The 17685-nt window shown below is 43.9% G+C and carries 10 protein-coding genes; all 10 read right to left on the bottom strand.

The features are described 5' to 3' along the window. Positions 1-67: 67 nt before the first annotated feature. Entirely contained in the window at positions 68-2806 is a 2739-nt protein-coding gene (locus GO495_RS01335; RefSeq protein ID WP_157297911.1) for a M14 family metallopeptidase, read from the bottom strand. A gap of 8 nt (positions 2807-2814) precedes the next feature. Next, on the bottom strand, positions 2815-4257 hold the full coding sequence (locus GO495_RS01330; RefSeq protein ID WP_157297910.1) for an amidohydrolase: 1443 nt from the start codon (positions 4255-4257) through the stop codon (positions 2815-2817). Beyond that, complete coding sequence (locus tag GO495_RS01325) at positions 4254-6992, bottom strand: M14 family metallopeptidase (protein WP_157297909.1); 2739 nt, start codon at positions 6990-6992, stop codon at positions 4254-4256. The genes GO495_RS01330 and GO495_RS01325 overlap by 4 nt, the downstream gene beginning before the upstream one ends. Before the next feature lie 12 nt (positions 6993-7004). Then, complete coding sequence (locus GO495_RS01320) at positions 7005-8291, bottom strand: M20/M25/M40 family metallo-hydrolase (RefSeq protein WP_157297908.1); 1287 nt, start codon at positions 8289-8291, stop codon at positions 7005-7007. Between the two features lie 22 nt (positions 8292-8313). Continuing rightward, on the bottom strand, positions 8314-8922 hold the full coding sequence (locus tag GO495_RS01315) for a hypothetical protein (RefSeq protein WP_157297907.1): 609 nt from the start codon (positions 8920-8922) through the stop codon (positions 8314-8316). A 15-nt stretch (positions 8923-8937) separates the two neighbouring features. Next, positions 8938-10524: a SusD/RagB family nutrient-binding outer membrane lipoprotein gene (locus tag GO495_RS01310; RefSeq protein ID WP_157297906.1), complete on the bottom strand. Its 1587-nt coding sequence runs from the start codon at positions 10522-10524 to the stop codon at positions 8938-8940. A gap of 9 nt (positions 10525-10533) precedes the next feature. Then, positions 10534-14094 carry a SusC/RagA family TonB-linked outer membrane protein gene (locus GO495_RS01305; RefSeq protein WP_157297905.1) on the bottom strand — a complete coding sequence of 1187 codons (3561 nt, stop codon included), beginning with the start codon at positions 14092-14094 and terminating at the stop codon, positions 10534-10536. Positions 14095-14256: 162 nt separating this feature from the next. Next, entirely contained in the window at positions 14257-15189 is a 933-nt protein-coding gene (locus GO495_RS01300; protein ID WP_170302614.1) for a FecR family protein, read from the bottom strand. A 74-nt stretch (positions 15190-15263) separates the two neighbouring features. After that, a complete protein-coding gene (locus tag GO495_RS01295; RefSeq protein ID WP_338075372.1) occupies positions 15264-15788 on the bottom strand; it encodes an RNA polymerase sigma-70 factor in 525 nt (174 codons plus the stop codon). Positions 15789-16004: 216 nt separating this feature from the next. Continuing rightward, complete coding sequence (locus tag GO495_RS01290; RefSeq protein WP_157297903.1) at positions 16005-17522, bottom strand: hypothetical protein; 1518 nt, start codon at positions 17520-17522, stop codon at positions 16005-16007. Positions 17523-17685: the final 163 nt, after the last annotated feature.

The following is a 17685-nucleotide window of genomic DNA, read 5'->3' as shown; positions in this document are numbered from 1 at the left end:
AATGAGCTAATTAAAAAAGCCGTCACGATCAGGTGACGGCTTTTAAACGCTGGGAAAAATTCACATGTTACTTAACAGTGTATAATCCGTTGAACAGTAGTTTAAATGTACCATGGGATTGTCCCCGGAAAGTGATCTCAGGACCAAAAGCATATAATGTGCCCTTTCCTACCGGCGCTACAAATGCAGCTACTCCGTCTTTCAGATAAGCCTGTCCCCAGGCCCAGCCACTGCGCAAAGGTTTGTCGGTCGTAAACCAGGCAAGCGGTTTTACACCTTTTTCTGCGGCAGTAGCATCCAGTTTAAATACCGGACTGTTATCGAAGTTAATATCCCCGGTAGAAGGCATTCCCCATGCAGCCGTCTGGGTGCTGTCGAATGCTACCTGCAGGATACTGCCGGGAACAAAATATTTTGTACCGGGCAAAGGCTTTTCTGTTCCTGCTTCTACCAGGGCATTATGCACCGGTAAACCCAGGTGATAGGCAAGATTGGTACTGGTACCAATAGTGATGATAGTCCCTCCTGCTTCCAGGAATTCTTTCAGTTTAGGAACAGAAGTATCTTTTGTGATCTTGCCCAGCATATGCCGGTATTGTTCAGGAATTTCTTCCGGCGCAGGTGGTTTTAAAGAAAAACCATAACGGTTAGGCTCCTCTCCTTTCACAGGCGGAATAGCACGGGTTACAAAGATGATGGCATCATACTTCTTTCTCAGATCACCGGAATCTATATCCTGTGGATAAATAACAGTTATCGGGAAATGATATTGCTCCATTATCCAGCGAATCCATCCCGATGGAATAGAGCCGCCGTAATTATCCCAGAGGGCAATGCGCATGGAAGTGATGGCTGCCAGCCCTTTGGGCTTTTTGCTAACGCCGGCAGGCTTTACGCCCAATGTTGCTATTACCTGCTGTAACTGCGCCGTTGCATTACCAGGAATATAAAAAGTACCTGCGGGATAATCTGCTGTACCGCTTGTAAGCCGGTATACTTTTACGCCTGCTTTCAGCAGGTCATTCACTGCAATGAATGAATTGTTCGCATGGGCACTTAACAGGTAACCGTTAGCAACTGTAACAGAAGTCCTGGACGTCTGCTGTAATTCTCCATAAGGAAGGCGCTGAAAAGGACCGTCAAAGGCATCCAGCTGCCTGTCGTACTGAATCCCCATCTGAAAAGCCAGCGTCCATCCTGCTGCATCATAAGGACGAATAGGAGGACCACCAGGATACTGGAAATCATTAGGATGGTCCTGTGGTTCGAACATATCCAGTACATGCGGACGGAAAGCCTGCGCTGTTTTAACGATATAAGAACCGGTTGGATAATGCTTACCTGCAACAGTGAATGAATCAGTTGCCTTATATACACTAATACCTGCTTTGATCAATGCATTAATGAACTTCACGGCTGTTGCAAAATCCGGCTGATCAGCAGAAATAATATATCCACGGGGATCTCTTAAAGCAGGATTTTTATATATGGCATCGTAATAAGACATGGGGATATTACTGCCTCTTTTCATCCAGCCGTAAGGATCACTGCCATCGTCTTTTGTCGTGTCATTCTTATCTTTTTTATACGCAGCCGTAATAGCATCTGCACGTTTGGGAGAAAGTGTCCAGGAATCTTTATTGCCTTTATCTATCCCATTCTTTCCCATTTTATAAATGTTATACAACACTTCATCCCGCTGACGCGCTGCATAATCCAGTACAGAATAATTCAACGATACAGAATAATCAATAGATCTCCTGAAATGCCAGTTGTCCTGTGGTATTACAGGGTTAGGTGTAGCTCCGTTAGGGACCAGGCGGGATGGTACGACAGGGATTTTTTCAGGAGTAGGATTACCGATGATTTCTGTGAGCAGCCCAATCATATTGTGATATTGCGTGGTAGTACGTAAACCACCATTATACCAGGTAGAAAAACTGGAGCCGTTCAAACGGGTATAGCCTGGCTTGTCTTCTACATTAAGGCGGTTATACATAGCTGCGCCCAACGCATCAATACCGGTAATCATTAAAGGATCAAAAACATAATTGAAGGGATCGCGGTAAGGAGGCCCTGCCAATACAGAACCTTCCGGCCCCCGCTGGTGATGATTATACATGATCTGCGGCATCCATTCCAGGAAAAGTTGTTTCCCCATGTTGCTGCTCTCCTTCATGTTCATGATGTAGAAGTCGCGGTTATTATCATGACCAATATATTTTTCATACAACACCGGTAATTGCTCTGTAGATCTTTTTAACGTATCTGCATTACGCATATACCAGTTGGTGGTAAGTTCCTGTCCATCCGGATTGGCGTGCGTCATCAGAATAACTACGTTGTCCAGGATACGCATTGTTTCCGGGTCTTTGCGGCTCACGAACTGCCAGGCTGTTTCTATCAGCTGATGTATACCTACTACTTCTGTCGCATGCAGTCCGCCATCTATCCATACAATCGCTTTGCCTTCCGCAGCAAGGGCATGCGCCTGTTGATCCGAGAGTCCTTCCGCTCTTGCCAGCTGCTGGGAGATTTTTTTATATTGATCTAAATGTTTGAGGTTTTCAGGAGAAGAGACGATTAACATGTATTGATGCCGCCCTTCTTCTGTTAAACCGATATCCACTAATTTCACCCTGTCTGAAGTAGCTGCCAGTTTTTCAAAATAAGCGGCTGTCTGGGTATAAGTAGCCAGTTTATAATCATCCCCTATATTAAAACCAAAATGTTCTTTGGGAGAAGGTACTGTTTGCGCCACAGCTACAGAAGTATATAGCAAAACGATCCATAAAATATTTTTCATGCGATGGGTTATTTTTTACGGTAATCTAAAGCCGGTGCACGGTTGCCCAGCATAGCCTCATATTTGAAACCGGGGCCTTGTCTCTGTTTCAATTCCTGTTTGGCGGCTGTTAAACTCGCAGGACTGTTAAAAAGATCATAGGCCGTAAGCGCTAATGTTTTTGCGGCGACCATCATCCCCTTTGCACCAATAGTACTACCCGCAGCGGCTACATTTTGCCAGCTGTGCCCTCCGGAACCAGGTACAAAGGTGGCAGTGGATAAACCAGCAGTAGGCGCTACCCAGCTCACATCGGCTACATCTGAAGAACCGATCCCCCCTTCTTTCTCCATCTTAAATGGTTGTATGGTAGCAGTAGCTTTGTCCAGATCAGGCAGATGTGTTTTGTCTATTAATGTAGACTGGATCTTCTTCGCAAACTCCCTTTCACTGGCAGTATAGGTAAACCCACCAACGGTATGCAGGTTAGCATCCATCAGCTTAGATAAAGTTTCATTCGGCAGCATATTGTATACGCCTCCTATCACTTCATAATCCATACGTGTACCCGTTCCCATAGCGGCTCCTTCTGCGGCTTTCACCATCCTCTCCCATATATCTTTCACTACCTGCATATCGGGATGACGCACATAATAATACACTTCCGCAAATGCAGGTACTACATTCGGCGCGTCTCCACCTTTAGTGATCACATAATGGATACGCGTTTCCTGAGGTACATGCTCACGCATCATGTTTACCATATAATCCATCGCTTCTACTGCATCAAGTGCAGAACGTCCTTTTTCGGGTGCACCGGCAGCATGCGAAGCCACCCCATAAAATCTGAACTTTGCATTCTTGTTGGATAACCACGGAAATATAGCGGCAGAGTTGTCATTACCGGGATGCCAGTGCAACACAGCGCTGACATCATTAAACAATCCCGCTCTTACCATGTATACTTTACCGGAACCTCCTTCTTCAGCAGGACAACCATACAAACGGACCGTCCCTTTTCCTCCGGATTTCTTTAACCATTCTTTTATACTGATAGCTGCTGCTACAGAGGCCGTACCAAACAGGTTATGACCACAGCCATGTCCTGCGCCTCCATCTATGATGGCCTTTTGTTCAGGGTCTTCTGTCTGAGATAAACCGGGCAGAGCATCGTATTCGGCCAAAATACCGATCACTGGTTCCCCGCTGCCGTAGCTGGCCATAAATGCGGTAGGGATACCGGCTATACCCGCTTTTACAGTAAAGCCCTGCTGCTCCAAAGTAGCCTGTAACAACGCAGAACTCTTTTGTTCCTGGTAACCTACCTCCGCAAATCCCCAGATCTTTTTTGCGATCGTATCGTATTCGGATGTATGCTGATCCAGATAAGATATCAGCGCTGCTTTATCTTTGTTCTGTGCTATGGTCAGTGACGACAGGCAACAGAGTACGGGAAGAATGAATTGTCTCATTTGTACAATTGATTAAATAACAATTTGAAAGTACTGTGTGATTGACCTCTGAAAGTGATCTCCGGACCAAAGGCATATAGCTTGCCTGTGCCTACAGGTACAGAGAATGCAGCAACACCATCCTTCAGGTATTTTTGTCCCCATGCCCAGCCACTATGCAGCGGTGTGCCGGTAGAAAACCACATCAGTTGTTTTATGTTACTGCCAGGTAATATTTTGAATACAGGGCTACGCTCGAAATAAACATCATTCTTCGCATGCATACCCCGGTTCTCTGCCGCAGTAGTATCGAGATCTGCTGTTAACAGACTACCGGGAATGTAATATTTGGCGCCCGCCAATGGCTTCAATTCTCCTTTGCCGTTCTTTTCCACTAAAGCATTTTCAACAGGTAATTTCAGATGATAAGCAAGGTTGGTACTGGTGCCAATAGTAAATATCTGCCCGCCTGCTTCCAGGAAAGTTTTTAACTGAGGAATAGACGTATCTGCACTGATTCTTCCCAGCCATGGCTTAAATTCAGCCGTCAGCTCTTCCGGTTTAGGTAATTTACCAAACCAGTAATCTGACTTCTTAGGTTTCCCTGTATCAGGAATAGCACCAGTGACAAAGATGATCATATCATACTTCTTACGCAATGCACCTGCATCAATCTCCTGGGAATATATTGTTTTGTAATCGTAGTGATATTGTTCCATTAACCAGCTTACCCATCCGGCAGGAATAGAACCACCATAAGTATTCCAGATAGCAATTCTCATGGGGGCAACTGCTTTCATGTCTTTAGAAGAACCGGTAGCCGCATTTACGGTAATACCTAATTCTGCCACAGATCTCGTTAATGATTCCTGTGCTTTGGAAGAAGCCGGAATGTAAAAATCTCCATTAGATAAACGATAAACTTTCGCACCTGCCTTCAGCAGATCATTCACTGCAATGAACGAATTATTCACCGCAGGACTTAACAAATAACCTGTCCTGGAAACTGCAAAAGTATGCGCAGGTGCAGACTCTATCTGCCCGTAAGGCAACTGTGTAAATGGTCCGCCTACACTATCCAGTACACGGTCAAACTGCACACCCATCTGAAATGCCAGCGTCCATCCTGCGGCATCATATGGCCGCACGGGAGGGCCGCCTGCATAATGAAAATCATTCGGATGGTCCTGCGGTTCAAACATATCTATTACATGCGGACGAAATGCCTGCGCTGTTTTAACAACATAAGAACCGGCCGGATAGGTCTTCCCTGCTACTGTGAAATCTGCTGTGGCTTTTTGTATTGTTATACCGGCACGACTCAATGCATTGATGAATTTAACGGCGGTAGGGAAATCCTGCTGATCAGCAGGAATAATATAGGCGCGCGCATCCCTGTATGCAGGGTTTTTCAAAATATTATTATAATACTTTGCCGCAATCGTATCTTCTTTACCTAAAGTATATTCCTCTGCAGATTCCTTAACAGTATCCTTTTTACCGGATGCCAGTAATGAATCCTTCTTATCTTTCTTATAAGCTGTCTGTATAGAATCTACATACCTCGGATAAAAGGTCCAGTGGTCTGCATCTCCACGGGCAATCGCATTCCTGCCCATTCTGTAAATGTTATATAACAACTCACTACGGTAACGTGCCGCATAATCCAGTACCGCATAATTCAAGGATACAGAATAATCTATCGACTGCCGGAAATGCCATTCCTGAGGAGCAACAGGATTAGGTGTTGCACCATTAGGGATCAGCCTTTCAGGTACCAGTGGTACTGTTTCTGGTGTGGGGCCACCAATGATCTCTGTTAACAAACCTATCATATTATGAAAGTAAGGCGCTGTACGCAGACCACCATTCCACCAGGTAGAAAACTGTGATCCTGCACGCTGTGTATATCCCGGTTTACCTTCTGCATTCAGTCGGTTATTCATTGCGGCACCTACCGCATCAATACTTGTTACAATTAAGGGATCAAATACATGATTAAAAGGATCGCGGTATGGAGGACCTGCCAATACAGAGCCATTGGGGCCGCGCTGATGATGGTTGTACATGATCTGCGGAATCCACTCAACATATAACTGCCGGCTGATATTCTGAGACTCTTTCATATTCATCATATAAAAGTCCCTGTTATTATCATGCCCTACATACTTCTCATACAAACGCGGAATATTCATCGCACGTTTTTTAGGGTCCGCTGTCCGCATATACCAGTTGGTCACCAGCTCCTGTCCATCAGGATTTGCATGTGCAAACAGAATGATATCATTCTTAAGGATCTCCATTGTTTCAGGATCTGTTCGGCTCACCAGCTGCCACATTGTTTCTATCAGCTGATGTGTACCCACTACCTCTGTGGCATGTAAACCCCCATCTATCCATATCACGGATTTCCCTTCTGCCGCCAGGCTCTTTGCCTGTTCATCCGTTAATCCGGTGGCATGTGCCAGTTGCCGGGAGATCGCTTTATACTTTTCCAGTTGTTTCATATTCTCCGGAGAAGATACGATCAGCATATACTGATGACGCCCTTCTTCCGTCATACCAATATCTACCAGTTTTGCCCGGTCTGATGCGGCCAGCTTTTTAAAATAAGCTTCCGTTTGGGTATAGGTAGCCAGCTGATAATCGTCACCAATGTTAAAACCGAAATGTTCTTTAGGAGATGGAATTGTCTGGGCCTGCGTTGTTGCCATGGAAAGCAACAACGCTAACATACTATAGAGTTTCTTTTTCATAAAACAGAATTATTATTTTGCGATACCAGCTTCAGCTAATAAAATTAACAACGCCTGTTGTATTGCCACAGCACCTTTATCATTTACCCACCATTCTTTTAATGCATGCGGATTACCACCAGTACCTCCACAACCAATAGTCATGGAAGGAATACCTCTGGAAATAGGAATGTTCGAATTAGTAGAACCGGCTGTCAGTTTGGGTGTTGCGCCTTCGAATTGTATAACGGCCATCATGCGCTGTATGATCGGCAAAGTTGAATCAAGACTACCAGGTGGACGGTCACCTATCAGCTTTACTGTCACCGTCAGGTCTGATCCGCTATGTTTCATTTTATTTTCTTCTGCCAATGCTCTTCTCACCGCCTGCTGTAATAAAGTATCCATACCAGCTACCCGTTCAGGGCTTTCAGAACGCATATCCACTTCCATCCACGATTCGAAAGGGATAGAGTTGACAGAAGTTCCTCCGCCTATCACACCCACATTATAGGTAACACGTACCCCGGGGACCAGTGACAATGAATCAGCTGCAGCAGACCAGTAGTGAATGGCCCGGCCCAAAGCATTATGTGGATTCGCAAATCCAAAATTATAGGAAGAATGACCACCGGTGCCATTAAAGCTGATCCGGTAACGGTGAGAGCCTAACGCTCTGTGCGTAATACCCTGACTCTCCCATCCATCCATTGCAATGTAACTGTCTATTTTCCCGGGTCCCTTTTCACTGAACAGATTCTTCACGCCTCTCAGATCACCCTGTCCTTCTTCACCAACCGTACCGATAAACAATACATCTGCATCCGTTTCTATTCCTGTTTTCTCCAACGCTTTAACCACAGTTAACACAACAGACAGCGCCCTTGTATCATCTGCCACACCGGGTGCATACAGCGTATCTCCTTTGTGTACGATCTTCGTATCAGTACCTTCCGGGAACACAGTATCCATATGACCTTCCAGTACTACTGTTTTCTTCCCGCCTTTTCCTTTACGCAGACCAATGACGTTGCCCACATTATCGATCCATACAGAATCAACACCGGCTTCTTTCAGCATCGCTGCAAACTGCGTTGCCCGTACAGATTCTTTGTAAGGAGGCGCCGGAATTTCAGTGAGTAAGATATGGTTACTCAATGTTTGCGGTTCAAAGTCGATAATCGTTTGTAGTGCTTTTTTTACTGCCGGTTTATCTGCAATAGTTTTAATCTCGGCCGTGTACTTTGGGGCGGGCTTGTCCTGGGCACGAATGCCCAGGCCCGCCATTATCAGAGCGAATGAAAGTGAAACCTTTTTCATAATATTTTTTTTCGGACTGGAACTATAGATTCTTAAACCGTACACCTACCCTGCAATCACCAGGCTCTCCACGTGCTTCATCACAAATGTTATTATAGAAACTTACGATCCTGCGGCCATCACCTAAGTTGAGAATGAATTTAAACAGGAAGTAATCATTCACGCCCACTGTACTAAGGTCAACATTATTGATAGTAGCCAGTTGTGCCGCAGTAAAAGAAAAGGTCTTGGGAAAAGTAGTCACCGTTTCATACAACAGTTCACCGGAGCCCACAATACTTGGCAAAGGGAATTGTGCAATATTGGTGTATTGGTTTCCCGGAGATGAAATAACTAACGGATAAGCAGGCACGCTTGATTCTGCTTTATTATAGGTCGTATACACTTCTATAGAAGTAACCGTTTCTTTATTAAACCCGGCCCAGTCGAGCGTAAAAGCAAACTCCTGACTGGCAACATCCGGTCCTTTCAGATTAAAGAATGCTACCTTACCGGCCTGTCTTGTAGGCAGCGCTGTTTTGGTAGTATCTATCGTTACTACAGGAACAGCCGTATACTGATAATCTTCCCACTCATAATGTGCCTTCTTACAACCAAATAATACTATGATGATAACTAACAGATATTTCATAATGAGTATTTTAATTTATTTGTCCCAAAAAACAGGTGTGATCTGCTGCGCAATTTGTAACGCACTTACATTGTCTCCTAAACTGGTATTTGCAGATAATTCTGTCTGAGAATAATACAGGCGCAAAGGGAAAGTAGTGAGCGGAGATAAGGGCGTACGTAATACCGGTAATGCTGTTCTGCGGTAATCATTGTATGATTCCATTCCATTGCCATAAGTGGCAATGTATTTCTGTGTCATTACCATATTCAGTTTGCCGGCATCATCCGCGGCATCATATGATACCAGTAGTTTATCCTTAAACGCCGTGATCGTTGCCGCAGATAATGCTACGCCACCATTCGCAGCGCCAAATGCGCTCACACTGCTTAAATTAGCCACCACCCCATCACTGAAGTTCTGCCTGGCATCGTCACCGGTAGCCAGCGTAAGCGCGGCTTCTGCCCGGATAAACTTCACCATTGCATTTGTGATAAAAGGAATGATACCCGCACCTGTTCCATCAGTAGTGGCCACTACCTTTAATGTAGAAGTAGCGCCGGTATTCGTGAGGAATACATTGGTAACAGGCAGGTTATTGATAGGAGCATTGTCATACAATCCACCCGCAGGATACACCCCAAACGTAGAACGCCTGTTTAAATCTGCGGGAGCTGCTGTACCATCTCCAGGATTACGTCCGTAATAACCATTGCTGTTGGTAGAATTATTCAACCCTGCTGTTGCATTCTGACGATAAATAAAATAACGTAAGCGCGGATCATCATTATTGAATAAAAGATCAATGAATGCCTGACACATATAAAACGTCTTGGCCGACTGATACTCTATTCTATGCCACGGATGCCTGTTGTTAGGATTCTGTGCACTACCGAACTTAAAGGTATAATCAGTTGCATTGCTTGTGATCAAAGTAGTGGGATCACTGATCAACGCTTTAATAGCTGTAGCAGAACGGGTAGGGTCCACCAGTCTGATCTGATTATACAATTTCAGCTTCAGCGAATTACCCATACCGATCCACGATGCTTTAGTACCGCCATAAATCATATCTGCCGAAGCAGGTACCAGTGTAGACGTTGTTACCTTACCGGCATTCACCAGTGCAGAGTCTATCAGCACCAGCACACTTTCATAGATAGGTGTGCCTTTGTCAAACGCAGGACTTACCGATTCCTGTCCTTTCTCAGATTCAGAATAAGGGATATCTCCCCACAAATCTACCATCAGACTTACCAGGTAAGCTTTTTCCAGTCTCGCGATAGCAACATAGCCCCAGTCGCCCTGTGCAGAACCTGTACTGATAATAGATTCCAGGTCGTTCAACGTCTGACTGTAAAATCCATTCCAGGAATCGTCAAAGCTGGTCCCCTGTTGCTGATACCGGCTAAGATCTGCGGAGAAAACGGCCTGCTGCATAAAAGTGGATGTACCACTATTTATCAGGTACATATTCGCCGCCATGGATACCTGTGTAGAAGGCAACAACAAAGAGCGTTGTGCAGTAGTAGGATTATTAGGGTCGGTGTTGATATCTACAAACTTCTTACACCCACCGGCCACTAAGGAAATAATTAATATCGTTATGTATGTATATCTCATAATAATTATTTAGAAAGAACACCTTAAATTGACACCAAACCTTTTGGTAGTAGGTACTGCCAGGTTATCATAGCCTTGTGAGTTACCTACGCCCAGTGAACTGACTTCAGGATCGAAATTGGTATACTTCGGAAAGTTGGGCGCATCATACCAGAGGTTACGTCCGGAAAGAGAAATGGTAGCAGAACCAAATGGTGTTTTCCCTAACAGGCTTTTAGGTAAGTCATACGCCAGAGAAATTTCACGCAGTCTGAAAACAGTGGCATCAAATATAGACCCTTCATTCAATCCACCGGGGCCAATACCTGAGTTAAAGAAGAGATCTTCATAAGACATTGCTACATTATTTTTGATCTTCTTTCCATCAGCACCACGTAATGCCGTCAATGTTTTCGCATCTCCCAGTACACCGGCAGATACTGTCTGGAATTCACGGTTCTCTGTGTCTCTCGTCACACCACGGGATAACATCTGACCTACTGTATTAGAATACATCTGTCCACCCTGTTTCCAGTCGAACAGTATATTCAGCGACAAACTTCTAAACCTGAACGTATTCGTCAATCCTACCATAAAATCGGGGTTCGGATTACCAATAGCTTTTAAAGCGCCGGATACAAGAGGCTTACCACTGCTGGGGTCTATCAATACATTCCCTTCTTCATCACGGGCATAAGCAGTTCCCTGGATCAATCCATACGGCTGTCCTACAATGTGCACACTGCTGGTGCCACTGGTACCACCATAGCTGAATTTCTCATACCCTCCCAGGTTTTTGATCATGTTCCTGTTACGGGTGAAGTTGGCATTGATATCCCAGTTAAACCCGTTGTTGGTCTGGACGGGGGAAAGGTTCAGTCCTATCTCTATCCCTTTGTTGGTAGCTTCTCCCAGGTTCAGGATCTGTGTAGTATAACCGGAAGAAGGTGCTGCCGTAACCTCAAAGATCTGCGAGGTACTACGTTTGTTATAATAAGTGAAATCGATACCGATGCGGTTATTAAAGAACTGTAATTCTGTTCCCAGTTCCAGTTCCGTAATGAACTCAGGTTTTAAGTTGGCGTTAGTCAGTAAGTTCGACTGCGTAACAATATTGTAGGTACTTCCATTTGCCGGCGTAAAAGGCAGGCCCACATTAGAAGGAGTAGTAGAGCCACCAAGAATGGCATTGATCTGATAGAAGCCTGCAGTCTGATAAGGAGACGCTTCATTACCCACCTTTGTATAACCGGCCCTTACCTTACCAAAGTTCAATACATTTTTAGGCAGATGTAATGCTTCTGTAAATACTAACGATCCATTCACACCACCGTAGAAATAACTCCTGTTGTTGGCAGGTAATGTAGAAGAAATATCATTTCTTCCTACCAGGTTTAATGAAGCGAAGTTTTTATAATCAAGGGTGATATCTGTAAAGAAAGCGTAGTAACGTTGCTTCAGCAGATTCCTGTTATTGGTCAGTTGTACACCGGTAACAGAGCTGGTATTATTCATATCATGCAGATCAGCTACAATGATATTATCTCCATAAAATGCTTTGCGGTCCGTGAAGCGCTGGTTCACGTTATTACCAAGGATAGCACGGATAGAGAGATCAGGACGGATAGCATGTGTTGCTGTCAACAGCAAGGTATTATCCAGTTCCTGCCTGTAAATATTATCCGTAGTAATACTACCATTGGAATAAGAAGCAGAACCCTTTCCGCGCACACTCATACGTCTGTCTGTATAAGCATTAAAACCAATGGTGTTCTGCACATTCAGCCAGGGCAACGGATCAAACCCGAGTATCAGGTTACCGTAGTAACGGTCCACATCACTGGTATTCGGACTATGTTTAACAGACCAGTAAGGATTATCCACCCCGGTATAATCATACACGTTACTACCATCTATAGGATTCTCGTAAGGATAATGCGTTAAATCATAGCTGGTAGGAACGTACATCAGTGTAGACATGATAGAGCCGGTCAACCCGCCCACAGGTGGCGTTTTCTGCCGGGTAGTTACATAGTTGATGGAGCCGCTGGCATAAAACTTATTCTCCAGGCGGATATTACCACCTATATTAACGGAGGTACGTTTGATCTCATTTTCAGGTACGACTCCTTTATTCACGGTATTGGAAAACCCTGCATTGAAATTACCTTTCTCACTACCGGAGGAAATAGACAATGCATTTTCATATACACTACCTGTTCTGAAAAAGTTCTTTGCATTTTCTTTAGCATAAGACTTGTAAGGCACCTGTATGGGTGTTACGCCATCTGCCTGATAAAACTGTGGGAATACAGCAGAACTGAATTGCCTTGTTAACTGATGAGGTACAGTAGACCTTGTAGGTAACATACTCGGTACCCCTTCAAATGGTTGTCCCCAGGAAGCATATACACCCTGACGATAATCATTATTTGTACCCTGACCGTATTTAGTCTGGTAATCCGGCAGTCCAGCTACATTCTCGATCGCATAGGAAGTATTGTAAGTGATCTCCGTACCCTTCCTGCTTTTTTTCTTACCGGCTTTGGTCGTGATAATGATAGCCCCGTTTGCTGCCCTGGAGCCATACAATGCCGCCGCAGCGGCACCCTTGAGTACTGTCATACTCTGGATATTGTTAGGGTCCAGGTCAAATGCGCGGTTGGTAACACCAGCGCCACCCACCGTAGCAGAACCTACATTTGCAAAACTGGAGTTATCGAAAGGCACCCCGTCCACTACAAACAGGGGCTGGTTATTTCCATTTAAAGAAGAGTTACCACGAATAGTGATATTGGTACCACCACCCGCCACACCACCGGCAGATTGTATATTCACACCAGCTACTTTTCCTGTTAATGCACGTACCGGGTCCGGTTCTGATTTCTGTGCCAGTTTATCAGAATTAACCGTACTAACGGAGTAGCCTAAACTGTTTTTCTGACGTGCGATACCTGCTGCCGTTACTACGATATCGTGCAATTGTTTCACTGCAGCTTCCAGTTTAACAGTACCCGCATTCGCTGCTTTTATTTCTATAACGTGATAGCCAACTGCGGTGATCATCAGTGTGGCATCCTGTTTTACTTTTAATACGAACGATCCGTCCCCTGCAGAAGTAACACCGTTCGATGTTCCCTTTTCCACGATCGTACATCCGGGAAAAGGTTCTCCGTTCTCACTTATTATTTTACCCCTGATGATCGTATCAGCAGCGGGAGCCGTCATAACCGGTTTATCTTTTAAAATGATAAAACCATCGTTCACCACGAAATTGATATCCAGCTTTCCCAGTAATTTATCCAGTACTTTGCCAAGTTCTTCGCCATCTGCATTAGCAGATACTTTTTTATCCATGGCAATACGGTTGGAACTGTAAACAAACTTTACGTCTGCTTTATCTTTGATCTGGTTTAACACCAGTTTCAGGCTTACATCATCCGCCTGCAGGGAGATTTTTTTGCTCAGAATACCTTGTGAATAAGCGCCACTGACGCAGGAAATAGCGGATAATAATAAGACTATCATACTCCCGGTTGCTCTCTTCATGAATTTGGTGATACAGGCATTTGTCTTTACATTTATGTTCATAGACCTATTTACTTTGTTAGATTTCTGGTTGAATGAGACAAAGGAATTCCATTACCACGCTGTCACGTGGTTATTACATGGGCTATAATTCTTAGCAGGGGGCTGTCACCTCCTGCTTTTAAATGTTATGTAGTTTCTGTTTACGCATAGGCTTACTCTATTTTAGTTTTTTGGTTGAAGCAAAATAATATTCCCTTTAATCTGTACTTCCAGGTTGAGTGCCTGGCTGATCATTTCCATTGTTTTTTGTAAAGACTGGTCGGTCATGTCCGCTGTAATTAAATTGTTGGCAATAGCGGTATCCTTTAGCTGAATGTTTACGTCAAACTTTTGCTCTATTCTGTGAATAACATCACGCATGCCTGCGTCGTTAAATGACATATCGTACTCTGTTCCTTTGGTCAGCTCATGTGTGGCTGTACCTTTTGCTTTTGTTATGATAGCCTGTGGCTCTGAATAAACGGCATTTTCATTAGCCGAAAGAAGGATCTCTTTTGATTGTCCTGCTGTCAGGGATATCTTCCCGGTTAGTACTGACACCGCTGTTTCGCGGCCATTATTACGAATATTAAAACTGGTACCCAATACTTTTGTAGTCAATGTACCGCAATAGATCATGAAAGGGTGTGCCGCATCTTTTGTCACTTCAAATAGGGCTTCTCCTTCCAGGGTTACGGTACGGTTGCCGCTTCCGAATGTTACGGGAAAGATGAGCTTACTGTTACCTTTCAACCATACAATAGAACCATCCGATAAGATCTGTTTTCTGATCCCTCCTGTTGTTCCTGCGATGGCAACATTCCTGTGCGGAGCAATTGTATTCAACAGGCTTGCCCTGAATAAATACCCGGTTATGAAGATCACTAAAACAGAAGCAGCGATCTTTAAGAAGCTGAAACTTCTACGGTTTATCCGCGCTGTTAAACGACCGTACATCGCCTTTTTGGCTTCGGTCAGTTCCTGTGAGGACAGTTTATTAAATGCATCTTTATCTTCCAGAGCGTCCAGCCATTTCTCTACCTGCTCCATTTCCTGTTCACTCAGCTGTCCTTTTAAATATCTGTCGATTAAAGAGTCAAAATTTTGGTTGTTCATCAGCTTCTCAAACTTTCTATATAAGATAAGTAAACTGATAAAGGGCATACACCTACTCTATCCTAAAAAATATTTTAAAAGAACCAGAAGTACTCACTGAAAGCCAGTCTAAGCTGGCGGAGAGCCTTCGTCAGGTGGTTTTCCACTGTTTTATGAGAGATGTTCAGGGTTTCGGCTATATCATGGATAGACCGGTGTTCATTGCGGCTCATTCTGAAAACCTGCTGGCATTTTTCAGGCAGGCGGGCTACTTCTTTTTCTACTGCATTGGCCAGGTCGGATAATTCAATATGCTCCTGGTTAGAGTTATCTGTCATTTTAAACTGGGAAATCTGGCTGGCATAGGTTTTCCTTACTTTATCGGCTTTGATATAATTGAATACCTGGTATTTTACGGCGGTAAACAGGTAGGCAGAGAGAGAATGAGTGAGGGATAATTCTGCACGCCTGGTCCATAGGGAAAAGAATACTTCCTGGATGATTTCCTCGGCAGCTTCCTTCGTTTTCAGGCGGTTATATACAAAAGCGTATAATCTGGACCAGTAATCGTTGTAAATACATTCGTAAGCATCCCTGTCACCTTTTATTAATAAGGCAATGAGTTCGGCTTCACTATATGTATTTATTTTTTTAATAATATAGTCCTTTTTAGTCTTTTTGGTTGGTTGATCATATAAAAAAACAAAAAATAATCAAAAAATCATAGCTATTTTATGATAAAATGGGAATTAGTCAAGAATAGTTTGATATTTCTGAGGGGTGCCTAATAAAAAAGGCTCCTCAAGGGAGCCTTTTTCTATCAAAAGTTATTTTCTTTAGAAATCTACTTTAGCAAAACAGATGTAATTCCTGTACACGCATGGTATCAGTATGGAGCGTCCGCTTATCTGTTTACCATATCTTGGCATCCACACAAACCCCTTATCCAGGTTACGTAAAGTAGGCTTACGGTTGCTTTGTCCGTCCGGTTCCACCCCTACGTCTGTCATGATGTAATTACGCCTGTCCAGTTCATTATAAAGGAAGCGCAGTTCACTGCCGATGTTTACCATCATATAAGAGAGGTACAGGTCTTCCCCGTCATCATACTGATCTTTATGTATAAAGTTGCTCCACAGCAGGTTACCTTCATCATCCAGGGAAAGGATGGCTACGTTGTCGTAATGATAACGGTTTGCCTGGTTATTGTTGTTATTGTTATACCAGGGGTTGTAGTACCAGGGAGAATAAGGAGAATAGTAGTAGGGAGTATACATGCCATAAGGGGCTCCGTACATATAATTCCACCGGTTCCAGGGCTGGTAACGCGAAGTGGTATAGAATGATTCCGCCGTAACAATGAACCCACCATTTTTGGTATTAATGATACGCCTGATGAAATAATCGTTAAACGCAGCATTGGTAGAGGATTCCCCTTTTGCATTGCCTTTCAGTTCCGGAGAAAAAGGTACTTCTTTTTCATACAGCAGCTGGTTTTGCGCATAGTCGTATTTACTAACGTATAAACCTTCTACGTTACCCCGTTTCTGTTTATAATAGAAAGCAGTGACAAGTACCTTATGATTGTTGTTATCCACCTTCATCTTCACTTCGTCCAGCAGTTGCGTTTTCAGTTGCAGTACTACCTGTTCAAAGGAGTCTACCACGGCACGTTTGATGACCAGGGCACCACTGATGATATAATCCCGGTTGCTGGTACGTTCCAGTTTATTAAACAGCAGGTCGCCGTTGTTAGTGAGGTTAAAATTGCTCAGGAAAGACTTCTTTGTTTCCATTGGCAATGATACGCGGCTATTATTGATAAGATGGAAGGTACTGTCGTACAGGAAGGTGTAGAACACGTTATCGTTCTCTTTATCCTGGTTGATCTTGTACACCAGGATCTTGCTCTTGTCTTCAGAGAATTCTACGGAGTATACTTTATTTTCTTTTGTGTAATTACCGATGCGGGTAGAATCTACCATGGTAGGAGCGTCGTTGAACTTCCCTTCACCGTTCATGGTAGCGCAGAAGCTGTATACCGCATCCTTACGCTGGAACTGGTATAACATATAAATCTTATCTGCATAAGACACGAAATCAACGCTGATAAGTTTTCTGGGCAGGAAGTCGAGTTTTACGCGTTCTTTCAGCTGCATGGTATTATCGTATACAGATACTGCATAATCTCCCCTGTCGCTTTTGTAAACAAGGATATTGCCTGATACTTTACCCAGGATTTCGAATTCTGTGCTTTTGTAATCGTCTTTTTCAGGATCGGTATAGCTTACCTTCTGTGCGATGGCAGCTCCGCTCCATAAAACCAGTAAAGCATAGAGAAATAGAATACGCATTGCTGTATATTTTAAAAAATGTAGTTAAGGATATATTAGATATAAACGGTAAACGGCTGTAATTCATTGCGAAAGCCGCTAATTAACGTGGAGGGTCTTTCTTTTCTCCATTCTGTTACCAAACCTACACGAAAATTTGCTTACTGCAAAACCAGTGTAAATA

The organism is Chitinophaga oryziterrae, from assembly GCF_009758125.1.
Lineage (GTDB): Bacteria > Bacteroidota > Bacteroidia > Chitinophagales > Chitinophagaceae > Chitinophaga > Chitinophaga oryziterrae.
Note: the sequence above shows the minus strand (reverse complement) of the source record. Positions and strands in the feature narration are given on the sequence as shown.

What these genes read in the sequence shown, in the direction of transcription:
- GO495_RS01310 (WP_157297906.1), bottom strand. Translation starts at nt 10,524, where the DNA reads ATGAGATATACATACATAACGATATTAATTATTTCCTTAGTGGCCGGT.
- GO495_RS01325 (WP_157297909.1), bottom strand. Translation starts at nt 6,992, where the DNA reads ATGAAAAAGAAACTCTATAGTATGTTAGCGTTGTTGCTTTCCATGGCA.
- GO495_RS01335 (WP_157297911.1), bottom strand. Translation starts at nt 2,806, where the DNA reads ATGAAAAATATTTTATGGATCGTTTTGCTATATACTTCTGTAGCTGTG.
- GO495_RS01330 (WP_157297910.1), bottom strand. Translation starts at nt 4,257, where the DNA reads ATGAGACAATTCATTCTTCCCGTACTCTGTTGCCTGTCGTCACTGACC.
- GO495_RS01305 (WP_157297905.1), bottom strand. Translation starts at nt 14,094, where the DNA reads ATGAACATAAATGTAAAGACAAATGCCTGTATCACCAAATTCATGAAG.
- GO495_RS01300 (WP_170302614.1), bottom strand. Translation starts at nt 15,189, where the DNA reads ATGAACAACCAAAATTTTGACTCTTTAATCGACAGATATTTAAAAGGA.
- GO495_RS01290 (WP_157297903.1), bottom strand. Translation starts at nt 17,522, where the DNA reads ATGCGTATTCTATTTCTCTATGCTTTACTGGTTTTATGGAGCGGAGCT.
- GO495_RS01315 (WP_157297907.1), bottom strand. Translation starts at nt 8,922, where the DNA reads ATGAAATATCTGTTAGTTATCATCATAGTATTATTTGGTTGTAAGAAG.
- GO495_RS01320 (WP_157297908.1), bottom strand. Translation starts at nt 8,291, where the DNA reads ATGAAAAAGGTTTCACTTTCATTCGCTCTGATAATGGCGGGCCTGGGC.